Genomic DNA, 12118 nt, shown 5'->3' with positions numbered 1-12118 from the left:
CTCAGGTCGAATGTTTGCTCAAACCCATCGATAGGTACGATTTGACCTACTTCTGGCTTCCTTCCTGATCGAACGGGTAGGGTTGGGACCACTTGCTGAAGATTTCACGCAGCTCGCCGCTGGCTACCAGTTTTTCCATGCGCTGATCAAACAGCGCCATGAGCGCACGACCTTTTTCGGTTTTGCCAAAAGCCAGGTACATCGGCAACTCGGCAATGTGTGTGCTGCGAAATTTGCTGCGCTCATTGTCGCCCGCCTGATCCATGACATATTCGACTTCGGTCTGCGCATCAATGTAGACATCCACGCGCTTGCGCTCAAGCATGAGCAAGATCCCTTCACGCCGCTGCACCTCACGGTATTCGCCGACGTTGGGCAGGTAGCGCTGGTAGTCATAGCCACGCACCCAGGAAAGCTTGAACTGGCCCAGGTTGTCGGGGCTCGGCAACGGTATGCTGGCCAGGCTCAGGGCGTAGATATGGTCGACGTCGAAATGCCAGCGTGGATAGAGGTTGTCAGCGAGCTCTTCAAAGTAGGAACCTACCCAGGCATCGGCTTCACCGCGCTTGACCAGGCCGATCGCGCGGCTATAAGGCACGCTGATCACGGAGACACTGACCCCGGCGGGTTCGAACACCTTGCGCAGGATATCCCAGGCGATGCCGGTACCATCGGCATTGGTGTAATCCTCCCAGCGCTCACTGGCCAGTCGCACTTCTTTAGGCAGGTTGGTCGCCTCGCTGGCGTGAACACCGTTGGCGACCAGCGCCAGTATCATCAGGACCACTCGCCATCCACGCATCCTACGACTCCCTTATGTGACACTCCATACCAGCACTTGCATTCCCAACCAAGCAAAGACACCCGCCAGCACATCGTCAAGCATGATCCCCACACCGCCATGCACATGGCGGTCAATCCAGCGAATCGGCCAGGGCTTGAGAATGTCGAAAAAGCGGAACATCAAGAAACCCGCCAATAGCCATTGCCAGCCTTCGGGGACCAACCAGAGGGTGATCCACATACCGACCATTTCGTCCCAGACAATGCCTTCATGGTCGTGCACACGCAAGTCATCTGCGACTTTGCCGCACAGCCAAAAGCCGAACAGCATGGTCAGGCCAAGCATCAGCCAATAACCCCAATCGGGCAGCATCTGCCACAACGGGATAAATGGTAGAGCCACCAGCGAGCCCCAGGTTCCTGGCGCCTTGGGCAGTGTCCCGGAGCCGAAGCCGAATGCGAGAAAATGCCACGGATTGCGCCAGACCGACGGCGGAACGTTTTCCGCAGGCACCTGATTGGGGTGATCGGTCACGGTTTCTCCCTAAAATGTTGATAGCCCCGAGTTGTCGGGGTGATGTCTTGACCCTGGCCATCCACCAGGCTGACGCCAGCGCCTGTACCGGCTCGTCCCACTACTTGGATCGACCAGCCAGCCGCCAACAGCGGCGCCAGCTCAGCTTCAGGCAAGGTGAAGGCCAGGACATAGTCGTCGCCACCGGCCAATGCGGCTTGCTGGGCGCCCTCATGGCCGAGGAACGCTTGCAGCGCAGCAGACAGTGGCAGGCGATCGAGCTCGACCCGCAGGGACACCTGCGAAGCCTTGGCGATATGCCCACAGTCGGCCAACAGGCCATCGGAGATATCCAGCGCTGAAGTGGCTTTGCCACGCAGGGCCTGGCCCAAGGCGAATTGCGGCTGCGGCGACCAGTAATGGGCAAGCAGTGTTTCGGCCACAGATGCTTCGGCTTGGCGCTCGGCGAGCACCAATGGCAAAGCCCCGGCAGCATTGCCGAGGTTACCGCCGACACACAGCAGATCACCGGCGCGGGCACCACTGCGGGTCAAGGCCTGGCCTGCTGGCACACGGCCAAACACGGTCATGGTCAGGCTCAACGGGCCACGGGTGGTATCACCACCGATCAGGCTGAGCCGGCAGGCTTGAGCCATCTGGTTCAGGCCTTGGGCATAGGCTTGCAGCCAGTCGGCACGCACCTCTGGCAGGGTCAGGGCAAGGGTAAAGCCGATGGGTGTGGCACCCATGGCAGCCAGGTCACTGGCAGCGACGGCCAGCGAACGCTGACCGAGCAGAAAAGGATCGCAGACGGCCGGGAAATGTACCCCGGCCACCAGCGTGTCGGTGGAGATCGCCAACTGTTCGCCAGGCGGCAAACTGAGCAACGCACAATCGTCGCCGATGCCCAACGCCACCGCATCGCCGCCTTGCGCACAGGGCGCAGCGGCGAAGTAATGGCGAATCAGCTCGAACTCACCCATTGGCAAAAAGCGCCGGAATCAGCGCTTGAACGCCTTTACTTCGGCTTCACGCAGCCGTGGTGCCAGCTTGTCGAGCACACCGTTGACGAACTTGTGTCCGTCAGTGGCACCGAAGACCTTAGCCAGTTCGACGCCCTCGTTGATCACAACGCGGTACGGCACGTCGGCGCGCATCATGAACTCCCAGGTGGACAGGCGCAGTACCGCCAGCTCAACCGGATCGAGTTCTTCCAGAGCCAGGTCCAGGCACGGCTTCAGCGCTTCGTCGATTTCAGCCTTTTTCACCGGAACCCCGTGCAGGATTTCGCGGAAATAGGCACCGTCGACATCGGTGAAATCGTTATCGACCCGGAACTGCGCTTCGATCTCGTTCAGCGATTGCTTGGCCATGTGCCATTGGTACAGGGCCTGAGTCGCGAGCTGACGAGCTTCGCGACGCTTGGCGCTTTTCGATGGTTTGCCAGCATCCGCAGGTTTTGGATCGCGCGGGTTGAAACGATCGCTTTCGTCGCTAATCACTTGGCCTCCAACTGCGCCAGCAGGCTGACCATTTCCAGAGCGGACAGGGCAGCTTCGGCGCCTTTGTTGCCGGCTTTGGTGCCGGAGCGCTCAATGGCCTGTTCGATCGAGTCGACAGTCAGGACACCGAAGGCAACCGGTACGCCGAACTCCATGGACACCTGGGCCAGGCCCTTGGTGCATTCGCCCGCTACGTATTCGAAGTGCGGGGTACCGCCACGAATCACAGCGCCCAGGGCGATAATTGCGGCATATTCGCTTTGCTGAGCGACTTTCTGTGCTACCAGCGGGATTTCGAAGGCACCCGGGGCACGGATGATGGTGATGTCGCTTTCGCTCACGCCATGGCGAACCAGGGCATCAACAGCACCGCTTACCAGGCTTTCGACGACGAAGCTGTTGAAGCGGCCAACCACCAAAGCATAGCGACCTTTGGGGGCAATGAAGGTACCTTCGATGGTCTTCAGGGTCATTGCGGAGTTCTCATCTTAAAGAGCCAGGCCGCAAAAGGGCGGCCTGTGAGGGTTTGGGACACGAATGGCAGCGCGACAGACCGCCTGCTTTATTCGGAGGGCACGTATTCTACAACTTCCAGATCGAATCCGGATATCGCATTGAACTTCATTGGCGAACTCATCAGGCGCATTTTACGTACGCCCAAGTCGCGCAGAATCTGCGAACCGGCACCAACGGTGCTGTAAGTGGTCGGAGTTTTCGCCTGGGAAGCCTCGGCGCTTTCACGAATATGCGCCAGCAACACATCACCATCGAGCGGGTGGCCAAGCAGCAATACGACACCGCTGCCCGCCTCGGCAACCGCGCTCATGGCGGCGCGCAGGCTCCAGCGGCCGGGCTGTTTGACCATCAGTAGGTCACGCAGCGGGTCCATGTTGTGGACCCGAACCAGGGTGGGCTCTTCAGCACAGATGTTGCCCAGGGTCAGGGCCATGTGCACGTCACCTTCAACCGAATCGCGGTAGGTCACCAGGTTGAAACTGCCCAGTTCGCTGTCCAGCGGCTGCTCGGAAATCCGCTGAATGGTACGTTCATGGATCATCCGGTAGTGGATCAGGTCGGCGATGGTGCCGATCTTGATGCCATGCTCGGCGGCGAACGCTTCCAGCTCAGGGCGACGCGACATGGTGCCGTCGTCGTTCATCACTTCGCAGATCACCCCGCTCGGCTCGAAACCAGCCATGCGCGCCAAGTCGCAGGCCGCTTCGGTGTGACCAGCACGAGCCAGAGTGCCGCCAGGCTGAGCCATCAGCGGGAAGATGTGGCCCGGGCTGACGATATCTTCGGCCTTGGCATCACGGGCGGCAGCCGCCTGCACAGTACGTGCACGGTCAGCGGCGGAGATACCGGTGGTGACGCCTTCGGCGGCTTCGATCGAAACGGTGAACTTGGTGCCGAACCCCGAACCGTTGCGCGGTGCCATCAGTGGCAGCTTGAGCGTTTCGCAGCGCTCGCGCGACATCGGCATGCAGATCAGGCCACGGGCGTGCTTGGCCATGAAGTTGATGTGTTCGGCCTTGCAGCACTCGGCGGCCATGATCAGGTCGCCTTCGTTCTCGCGGTCTTCGTCATCCATGAGGATGACCATTTTGCCCTGGCGGATGTCTTCTACCAGTTCTTCGATGCTGTTGAGCGCCACGCGGCACCCCCTTTCAAATCAGGATTTCAGGTAGCCGTTGGCGGCCAGGAAACTTTCGGTAATGCCGCTGCCGTTGCTTGGCTCGGCGGCTTTGTCACCCAGCAGCAGACGCTCCAGGTAACGGGCCAGCAGGTCGACCTCAAGGTTGACCCGACGACCAGGACGGTAGTCGGCCATGATGGTTTCGGCCAGGGTATGCGGGACGATGGTCAGCTCGAACTCGGCGCCATCGACAACGTTCACGGTCAGGCTGGTGCCATCGACGGTGATCGAGCCTTTGTGGGCAATGTACTTGGCCAGCTCCTTGGGTGCACGAATGCGGAACTGGATGGCGCGGGCATTATCGCTGCGCGAAACCACTTCGCCGACACCGTCGACGTGACCGCTGACCAGGTGACCGCCAAGGCGGGTGGTCGGCGTCAGGGCCTTTTCCAGGTTGACCCGACTGCCGCTCTTGAGGTCGTCAAAGGCGGTGCAGTCCAGGGTTTCGCGGCTGACATCGGCCCAGAAGCCATCGCCAGGCAGCTCTACCGCCGTTAGGCACACGCCATTGACGGCGATGCTGTCACCGAGTTTGACGTCGCCCAGATCGAGCTTGCCGGTTTCGACATACACCCGCACGTCGCCGCCTTTGGGGGTCAGAGAACGGATGCTGCCAATCGATTCGATAATGCCGGTGAACATGAAGTCCTCCTCGAGAACAGGGCTGCGCAAGGCGCTAGCCGCAAATTATACGCCTGACGCGGGTTTCGGCACTGCAGTGACTCGCCAGTCATCGCCTACCGCGCGCATTTCAATAATTTTCAGGTGTGGCGCCTGACTCATCGTTTCCAGCGGCCACTCCAGCAGCGGCCGTGCATTGGAACCGAGAATCCGTCCGGCGACAAAAATCTGGTACTCGTCGATCAAGCCTTTCTGCGCGAAGGCGCCCACCAGCCTGGCCCCTGCTTCAAGCAGCACCTCGTTGACGCCACGGGCAGCCAGTGCCACCAGCAACGCGTTCAAGTCAATGCGGCCCTCTGCACCCGGCAGACGCAGCAATTCATGGCCAGCCTCGGCGTAGCGCGGGTCGAACTCAGCAGCGGTGACCACCAGAGCAGGCCCAGCCTGATAGAACGGTGCATCAAGGGGCAGGCGCAGGCGACCGTCGATCAGCACGCGCAAGGGTGGACGAGCCAGGACCAAGGCCGTGGTCTCCGGGTCAAGGCCCAGCTCTTCGCCACGCACCGTCATCCGCGCCTTATCGGCCAGCACACTCTCGGCGCTGGTCAACACCACACTGGAACGTGCCCGCAAACGCTGCACCGCTGAACGCGCAGCGGGGCCGGTGATCCACTGGCTCTCGCCGCTGGCCATAGCCGTACGCCCGTCCAGGCTCATCGCCAGCTTGGCCCGCACAAACGGCAACCCTTGCTCCATGCGCTTGAGGAAGCCCGGGTTCAACGCCCGCGCTTGCGTCTCGAGCACACCGCTGGCGACTTCAATGCCGACCTCAGCCAAACGCTTGAGCCCCTGCCCCGCCACTTGCGGGTTGGGGTCCTGCATGGCGGCGACTACACGTGCCACGCCGGCCTTGACCAGCGCCTCAGCACAGGGCGGCGTACGCCCGTGGTGACTGCACGGTTCAAGGGTTACATAGGCACAGGCACCGCGGGCCAGCTCGCCGGCCTGGCGCAGTGCGTGCACTTCGGCATGTGGTTCACCGGCACGCACATGCCAGCCTTCACCGACAATCTGGCCGTCGCGCACAATCACACAGCCAACGCGCGGATTCGGATGGGTCGAATACACGCCCTTACGGGCCAGCTCCAGGGCTCGGGCCATGTAGTGGGCGTCGAGTACCGCGCGTTCGTTGGACATGCTCACTCTTTAGCCGGCACACGCGCCAGGCGGTCGATTTCTTCTCGGAACTCGTTGAGGTCCTGGAAGCGGCGATAAACGGAAGCAAAGCGGATATAGGCGACTTCATCGAGCTTCTGTAGCTCGGCCATGACCAGTTCACCGACAACCAGCGACTTGATCTCGCGCTCGCCAGTGGCCCGCAGCTTGTGTTTGATGTGCGCCAGCGCCGCTTCCAGACGCTCAACGCTGACCGGTCGCTTTTCCAGCGCGCGCTGCATACCGGCGCGCAGTTTTTCTTCGTCGAACGGTTGGCGGCTGCCGTCCTGTTTGATCAGGCGCGGCAGCACCAGCTCGGCGGTTTCGAAGGTGGTGAAGCGTTCACCGCAGGCAACGCATTCGCGCCGACGGCGCACTTGCTCGCCCTCGGCAACCAGTCGCGAGTCGATGACCTTGGTGTCGTTGGCACCGCAGAAGGGACAGTGCATGGTGGCAGGCAACAAAAAAAGGGAGGGCCATGGTAGCGCATCCCACTGGCAAGACAAGCCAAAGGGGTTACCATCCACTGAGGAAATATGCCGCGAAGGAATTCCCCATGCCATTTCGAGCGCTCGTTGTGCTCAGTTTTGCCGCCTTGCTGGCAGCCTGCAGCAGCGACCAACCGCAGACCGCACCAGAGCCCAAAGCCCCGGTTGCCAGTAAAACGCCCAAGCCTCTTGGGCCGTTGCCAGCCTATCAACGGGAGTTGAGCGGGACCTTGCTCAACATTCCAGCCGGTGCCGAAGTCGAATTGGCCTTGCTGGTGATTGATGCACGTGGTCGCCCACAGAATTTACTGGCTAGCAGCACGCTCACCGGCAATGGCCTGGACATGCCATTCCAGCTGCGCTTCAACCCCGACGCCTTTCCCTCCGGGGCACGGGTGGAGTTGCGTGGCCGCGCGAGCAAGTCCGGACAATTGATACTGCACCTGCCGCCACTGCGCATCGCCCAGGCACAGAGCCAAGCCACCGGCCCACTGCGCTTTGAAAAAGCGCCATGATCGCACCGGCGCCCTTGCAACAGGCATTAGGCGAACTGCTTGGCGATGCTCGGCTGGTGATCAGCGACTTGCCTGAGTGCGCGCTCAAGCTGTGGCTGATTGATGCGCAGAACATGGACCGCGCGTTCAGCAGCGAAGAAACCCGGCGCATCCTGCATGAACCGCCGTACTGGAGCTTTTGCTGGGCCAGCGGCCTGGCCATGGCCCGCTACCTGGACCAGCACCGTTACTGGGTGGAAGGCAAGCGTGTGCTCGACTTTGGCGCAGGCTCCGGGATCGCTGCCATTGCCGCCGCCCGTGCTGGCGCCCTTGAGGTCGTGGCATGTGACCTTGATCCACTGGCCCTGCAAGCCTGCCGGGCCAATGCCGAGCTCAATAACGTGGAACTGAGCTATTCCGAGGATTTTTTCCAGGAGGCCGACCGCTTCGACCTGATCCTGGTGGCTGACGTACTCTATGACCGCGCCAACCTGCCACTGCTCGACCAATTCCTCAGCCGCGGCCAACAGGCGTTGGTGGCCGACTCGCGCGTGCGCGACTTCAGCCATCCGCTGTACCAGCCCTTGGGCGTGCTTGAGGCGCTGACCCTGCCGGACCTGGCCGAACCACACGAATTCCGCCAGGTCAGCCTGTACCACGCCAGCCGCCAGCCTTTATAGTGATGCCATTCACGGATTTTCGAGAGTCGCGATGAGCCAAGACACACCCTATGTTTTCGATACCAGCGCTGCCGATTTCGATCAGCTGGTAATCGCCAACTCCCACCACAAACCGGTGCTGGTGGATTTCTGGGCCGAATGGTGCGCGCCGTGCAAGGCGATGATGCCGTTACTCGCGCAAATCACCGAGAGCTATCAGGGCGAGCTGTTGTTGGCCAAGGTCAACTGCGATATCGAACAGGACATCGTTGCCCGCTTCGGCATTCGCAGCCTGCCTACCGTGGTGCTGTTCAAAGATGGTCAACCGGTAGACGGTTTTGCCGGTGCCCAGCCGGAGTCGGCGATCCGTGCCTTGCTTGAACCCCACGTACAAATGCCACCGCCGGCGGCCGCAGACCCGCTGGAACTGGCCCAGGCACTGTTTGCCGAAGGTCGCTTCAGCGAAGCCGAAGCCACCCTCAAGGCCTTGCTGACAGAAGACAACAGCAATGCTGCGGCGTTGATCCTGTATGCCCGCTGCCTGGCTGAGCGCGGCGAATTGGCTGAAGCTCAGACGGTGCTTGATGCGGTCAAGAGCGATGAGCACAAAGCCGCCCTGGCGGGCGCCAAGGCTCAGCTGACCTTCCTGCGTCAGGCCGCCAGCCTGCCGGAAGTGGCTGACCTCAAGGCACGCCTGGCGCAAAACAGCGAGGACGATGAAGCGGCCTACCAACTGTGCATTCAGCAGCTGTCGCGCCAGCAGTACGAAGCGGCGCTGGACGGGATGCTCAAGTTGTTCATGCGCAATCGTGGCTATGAAGGCGGCCTGCCGCATAAGACCTTGCTGCAGGTGTTCGACTTGCTGGGTAATGACCACCCGCTGGTGGGCACCTACCGTCGCAAGTTGTTTGCTGCTTTGTACTGAGCAAGGCTCCCACATTTACTGTAGCCGCTGCCGAGGCACCAGGCTGCGATCGACTGCGGAGCAGTCGCAACTCGGCCACCTCGTTGTGCCTGATGAATCGCGGCGTCAAGTTTTGCGGGCGTTTCACGCCCGATCGCAGCCTCACGGCAGCGGCTACAGGGCTACAATGCCTCACCCCACCCAGTGATAGATCGGCGCATCCGCGCCGCTTTCCACCTTCACGTCTGCACTATGGCGCAAGCGCACCAACAGGCGCTTACCCGCGGCAGTATTGCCCGCCAGCCCTTCCAGATGCTCAAGCAACGCCGGCCCATTGAGCTGCCCGGCCTTGCGCAGCACTTCCCGCGCCGCCTGCCAGAGCGCATCGTCCGGCCTGGCGTTCGCCACCGACGCCACTGCAGCCGTGGTCGCAACCGGCGTCACAGCGGTCAGTTGTCCACCCAGTTGCGCCCATTCCGCTGGCTCAAGCTCCAGGGTCAAATCCACCGGCCAGTCGCCGATATGTCCACGAATTCGCACGGTCGTTTCCTCACTCTGTGACGAGCACCATGCTCCCACGCTGACGATCCGTCGCCAAGCACGCTGGCGCCGCGCGAACAAGTTGTTATAACATAACCAAACATTTCCTGTGCTCTCGTGGAGTCTGCCCATGCGTCGCGTATTCCTTGCCTTGCCATTCGCCTTGCTGCCCCTGGCCGTCGCTCATGCCCATGAGGACCACGACCACGATCATGACCACGCTCATGGCAGCCTCGCCGCCCACGAACACGGTGTTGCCCGTCTTAACGTGGTGCTTGATGGCAAGGCACTGGAATTGGAACTGCAAAGCCCGGCGATGAACCTGGTCGGTTTCGAGCACAAGGCCAGCAGTGAGGCCGACAAAGCCAAGGTCGCTGCCGTGCGCGCCCAGCTGGAAAAGCCATTAGCGCTGTTCACCCTCGCTAAGGCTGCCGAGTGCAGTGAAAGTGCTCAAGCGCTCGAAAGCCCATTGTTCGGCGACACACCGGCAGCTACAGCAGCTGACAAACATGACCACAGCGAAATTCACGCTCACTACACATTTGCTTGCGCCAAGCCCGAGCAGCTCACTGGCTTCGATCTGAGTCCGCTGTTCAAGGCCTTCCCCGCCACGCAGAAAATTCAGCTGCAACTGATCGGACTCAACGGACAACAGGGCATTGAAGCCACCGCCGCCAACGCATCAATTCCTTTCTAAAAGCCCCTTAGCTATGAGCCAGGCATTAATTGAACTGACCGATCTGGGCTTTGCCTGGCCGGGCCAAGCCCCTTTGCTGGATATTCCAGCCTTGCGCCTTGAAGTCGGCGAATCGCTGTTTCTCAAAGGCCCCAGCGGCAGTGGTAAAACTACCCTGCTTGGTCTGCTCGGCGGCGTGCAGAAGCCTGACCGTGGCAGCATTCGCCTGCTCGGCCAGGATTTAAGTGGGCTCACGCTCGGCGCCCGTGACCGCTTTCGGGTCGATCACACCGGCTACATTTTTCAGCAATTCAACCTGCTGCCTTTTCTTTCCGTGCGCGAAAACGTCGAGTTGCCCTGCCGCTTTTCGCGCAGCCGCGCGCAACGTGCGGCGCTGCGCCACGGCAGCATCGACCAAGCCGCCGCCAGCCTGCTGGCTCATCTGGGTTTGAAAGATCCGAGTCTGCTCGCACGACGCGCCGACAGCCTGTCCATCGGCCAGCAGCAGCGAGTGGCCGCCGCCCGCGCACTGATCGGCCAGCCCGAACTGGTGATCGCTGACGAACCTACCTCAGCCCTCGACGCCGACACCCGCGAAGCCTTCATTCGGCTGTTATTCGCTGAATGCCGCGCCGCCGGCTCCAGCCTGCTGTTTGTCAGCCATGACCAGAGCCTGGCGCCACTGTTCGACCGCCAGCTGTCACTGACCGAACTCAACCGCGCCGCGCTGCCAGCCAACGACATGGAGGCCTGATGTACCTGCTCCGTCTTGCCTTGGCGAGCCTCGCCAACCGCCGTTTTACCGCCTTTCTTACGGCCTTTGCCATTGCCCTGTCGGTGTGCCTGCTGCTGGCCGTCGAACGGGTACGCACAGAAGCCCGCGCCAGTTTTGCCAGCACCATCAGTGGCACTGACCTGATCGTCGGTGCCCGTTCCGGCTCAGTCAACTTGCTGCTGTATTCAGTGTTTCGCATCGGCAATGCCACCAACAACATCCGCTGGGATAGCTACGAGCACTATGCCAATGACAAGCGAGTGAAATGGGCAATTCCCATTTCGCTCGGTGATTCGCACCGCGGTTACCGGGTTATGGGCACCACCAGCAGCTACTTCGAACATTATCAGTACGGCCGCAAACAGCCTCTGCAAATCGCCCAAGGCCGAGCGTTCGCCAACGATCCATTCGAAGTGGTGCTCGGTGCCGAAGTTGCTCAGGCCCTGCACTACACGCTCGGCGACAAGCTGGTGCTGGCCCACGGTGTGGCCGCCATCAGTCTGGTCAAGCATGACGACAAACCCTTCACTGTCGTCGGTGTGCTGCAACGCACCGGTACCCCGGTAGACCGCACGCTGCATATCAGCCTGGGCGGCATGGAAGCGATGCATATTGACTGGCACAACGGTGTCCCGGCTCGTGGAGCCGGACGAATCAGCGCCGAGCAAGCGCGCGATATGGACCTTCAGCCCGCGGCCATCACCGCGTTCATGCTGGGCCTGAATAACAAGATCGCCACGTTCAGCCTGCAGCGCGAGATCAACGAATACCGAAATGAACCGCTGCTGGCGATTCTGCCGGGAGTCGCCCTGCAAGAGCTCTGGAGCTTGATGGGCACTGCCGAGCAGGCGTTGTTCGTGGTCTCTCTGTTCGTCGTACTGACCGGGTTGATCGGCATGCTCACCGCCATCCTCACCAGCCTCAACGAGCGGCGCCGGGAGATGGCCATTTTGCGCTCGGTCGGTGCCCGTCCGTGGCATATTGCCGGGCTGCTGATGCTTGAGGCGCTGGCCCTGGCAATGCTCGGCATCGCTGCCGGTCTGGGCTTGCTGTACCTGGGGATCGCCCTGGCCCAGGGTTATGTACAAGCCAACTACGGACTGTTCCTGCCCCTGGCCTGGCCAAGCGCCCACGAATGGAGTCTGCTGGCGATCATTCTCGGGGCCGCACTGCTCATGGGTAGCGTGCCTGCCTGGCGCGCCTATCGGCAGTCCCTGGCCGACGGCCTGTCCATTCACTTGTGAGAGCTTT

16 protein-coding genes are annotated in these 12118 nt (G+C 61.3%); 6 read left to right on the top strand and 10 right to left on the bottom strand.

Annotation, left to right across the window (positions count from 1 at the left end; translation table 11 throughout):
* Nucleotides 1-46: 46 nt before the first annotated feature.
* The 9 genes from CX511_RS03565 to nrdR all read right to left on the bottom strand — a co-directional run bounded on the left by CX511_RS03565 (nucleotide 47) and on the right by nrdR (nucleotide 6780).
* Complete coding sequence (locus CX511_RS03565) at nucleotides 47-802, bottom strand: substrate-binding periplasmic protein (RefSeq protein WP_045182557.1); 756 nt, start codon at nucleotides 800-802, stop codon at nucleotides 47-49.
* 12 nt (nucleotides 803-814) lie between these two features.
* Nucleotides 815-1318: a phosphatidylglycerophosphatase A family protein gene (locus CX511_RS03560; RefSeq protein ID WP_045182556.1), complete on the bottom strand. Its 504-nt coding sequence runs from the start codon at nucleotides 1316-1318 to the stop codon at nucleotides 815-817.
* Nucleotides 1315-2280 carry a thiamine-phosphate kinase gene (gene thiL, locus CX511_RS03555; protein WP_045182554.1) on the bottom strand — a complete coding sequence of 322 codons (966 nt, stop codon included), beginning with the start codon at nucleotides 2278-2280 and terminating at the stop codon, nucleotides 1315-1317. The genes CX511_RS03560 and thiL overlap by 4 nt, the downstream gene beginning before the upstream one ends.
* An 18-nt stretch (nucleotides 2281-2298) precedes the next feature.
* Nucleotides 2299-2799, bottom strand: a complete 501-nt coding sequence (gene nusB, locus CX511_RS03550; RefSeq protein WP_028944445.1) for a transcription antitermination factor NusB — start codon at nucleotides 2797-2799, stop codon at nucleotides 2299-2301.
* Complete coding sequence (gene ribH, locus CX511_RS03545) at nucleotides 2796-3272, bottom strand: 6,7-dimethyl-8-ribityllumazine synthase (RefSeq protein ID WP_028944446.1); 477 nt, start codon at nucleotides 3270-3272, stop codon at nucleotides 2796-2798. The genes nusB and ribH overlap by 4 nt, the downstream gene beginning before the upstream one ends.
* Before the next feature lie 89 nt (nucleotides 3273-3361).
* A complete protein-coding gene (gene ribBA / locus CX511_RS03540; RefSeq protein WP_045182552.1) occupies nucleotides 3362-4453 on the bottom strand; it encodes a bifunctional 3,4-dihydroxy-2-butanone-4-phosphate synthase/GTP cyclohydrolase II in 1092 nt (363 codons plus the stop codon).
* A gap of 18 nt (nucleotides 4454-4471) precedes the next feature.
* On the bottom strand, nucleotides 4472-5137 hold the full coding sequence (locus CX511_RS03535; protein ID WP_101292986.1) for a riboflavin synthase: 666 nt from the start codon (nucleotides 5135-5137) through the stop codon (nucleotides 4472-4474).
* Between the two features lie 45 nt (nucleotides 5138-5182).
* On the bottom strand, nucleotides 5183-6313 hold the full coding sequence (ribD, locus tag CX511_RS03530) for a bifunctional diaminohydroxyphosphoribosylaminopyrimidine deaminase/5-amino-6-(5-phosphoribosylamino)uracil reductase RibD (protein WP_045182548.1): 1131 nt from the start codon (nucleotides 6311-6313) through the stop codon (nucleotides 5183-5185).
* Nucleotides 6314-6315: 2 nt separating this feature from the next.
* On the bottom strand, nucleotides 6316-6780 hold the full coding sequence (gene nrdR / locus CX511_RS03525; RefSeq protein ID WP_010222838.1) for a transcriptional regulator NrdR: 465 nt from the start codon (nucleotides 6778-6780) through the stop codon (nucleotides 6316-6318).
* A 107-nt stretch (nucleotides 6781-6887) separates the two neighbouring features.
* Between nrdR and CX511_RS03520 the strand changes: the two genes are divergently transcribed.
* From CX511_RS03520 to trxA, 3 genes are read left to right on the top strand one after another with little or no spacing between them, the layout of a single operon-like run.
* A complete protein-coding gene (locus CX511_RS03520) occupies nucleotides 6888-7334 on the top strand; it encodes a YbaY family lipoprotein (RefSeq protein ID WP_045182537.1) in 447 nt (148 codons plus the stop codon).
* On the top strand, nucleotides 7334-7993 hold the full coding sequence (locus CX511_RS03515) for a class I SAM-dependent methyltransferase (RefSeq protein WP_045182844.1): 660 nt from the start codon (nucleotides 7334-7336) through the stop codon (nucleotides 7991-7993). Before CX511_RS03520 ends, CX511_RS03515 begins: the two co-directional genes overlap by 1 nt.
* 31 nt (nucleotides 7994-8024) lie before the next feature.
* Complete coding sequence (trxA, locus tag CX511_RS03510; protein WP_045182535.1) at nucleotides 8025-8897, top strand: thioredoxin; 873 nt, start codon at nucleotides 8025-8027, stop codon at nucleotides 8895-8897.
* A 171-nt stretch (nucleotides 8898-9068) separates the two neighbouring features.
* Here trxA and CX511_RS03505 read toward each other — a convergent pair whose 3' ends face one another.
* Nucleotides 9069-9416, bottom strand: a complete 348-nt coding sequence (locus tag CX511_RS03505; protein ID WP_045182532.1) for a hypothetical protein — start codon at nucleotides 9414-9416, stop codon at nucleotides 9069-9071.
* 130 nt (nucleotides 9417-9546) lie between these two features.
* Between CX511_RS03505 and CX511_RS03500 the strand changes: the two genes are divergently transcribed.
* From CX511_RS03500 to CX511_RS03490, 3 genes are read left to right on the top strand one after another with little or no spacing between them, the layout of a single operon-like run.
* A complete protein-coding gene (locus CX511_RS03500) occupies nucleotides 9547-10113 on the top strand; it encodes a DUF2796 domain-containing protein (RefSeq protein WP_101292985.1) in 567 nt (188 codons plus the stop codon).
* Between the two features lie 13 nt (nucleotides 10114-10126).
* Nucleotides 10127-10846: an ABC transporter ATP-binding protein gene (locus tag CX511_RS03495; protein ID WP_101292984.1), complete on the top strand. Its 720-nt coding sequence runs from the start codon at nucleotides 10127-10129 to the stop codon at nucleotides 10844-10846.
* On the top strand, nucleotides 10846-12111 hold the full coding sequence (locus CX511_RS03490; protein WP_045182526.1) for an ABC transporter permease: 1266 nt from the start codon (nucleotides 10846-10848) through the stop codon (nucleotides 12109-12111). Before CX511_RS03495 ends, CX511_RS03490 begins: the two co-directional genes overlap by 1 nt.
* Nucleotides 12112-12118 lie beyond the last annotated feature (7 nt).

The sequence above is a fragment of the Pseudomonas sp. S06B 330 genome, assembly GCF_002845275.2.
Taxonomy (GTDB): Bacteria; Pseudomonadota; Gammaproteobacteria; order Pseudomonadales; family Pseudomonadaceae; genus Aquipseudomonas.
This window is presented reverse-complemented; position numbering and strand designations above follow the sequence as displayed.

Bases quoted from the DNA above. Each gene is read 5' to 3' on its own strand.
- thiL (WP_045182554.1), bottom strand. From the start codon at position 2,280: ATGGGTGAGTTCGAGCTGATTCGCCATTACTTCGCCGCTGCGCCCTGT.
- CX511_RS03520 (WP_045182537.1), top strand. From the start codon at position 6,888: ATGCCATTTCGAGCGCTCGTTGTGCTCAGTTTTGCCGCCTTGCTGGCA.
- ribH (WP_028944446.1), bottom strand. From the start codon at position 3,272: ATGACCCTGAAGACCATCGAAGGTACCTTCATTGCCCCCAAAGGTCGC.
- CX511_RS03565 (WP_045182557.1), bottom strand. From the start codon at position 802: ATGCGTGGATGGCGAGTGGTCCTGATGATACTGGCGCTGGTCGCCAAC.
- ribD (WP_045182548.1), bottom strand. From the start codon at position 6,313: ATGTCCAACGAACGCGCGGTACTCGACGCCCACTACATGGCCCGAGCC.
- trxA (WP_045182535.1), top strand. From the start codon at position 8,025: ATGAGCCAAGACACACCCTATGTTTTCGATACCAGCGCTGCCGATTTC.
- nrdR (WP_010222838.1), bottom strand. From the start codon at position 6,780: ATGCACTGTCCCTTCTGCGGTGCCAACGACACCAAGGTCATCGACTCG.
- CX511_RS03500 (WP_101292985.1), top strand. From the start codon at position 9,547: ATGCGTCGCGTATTCCTTGCCTTGCCATTCGCCTTGCTGCCCCTGGCC.
- CX511_RS03535 (WP_101292986.1), bottom strand. From the start codon at position 5,137: ATGTTCACCGGCATTATCGAATCGATTGGCAGCATCCGTTCTCTGACC.
- CX511_RS03495 (WP_101292984.1), top strand. From the start codon at position 10,127: ATGAGCCAGGCATTAATTGAACTGACCGATCTGGGCTTTGCCTGGCCG.
- CX511_RS03490 (WP_045182526.1), top strand. From the start codon at position 10,846: ATGTACCTGCTCCGTCTTGCCTTGGCGAGCCTCGCCAACCGCCGTTTT.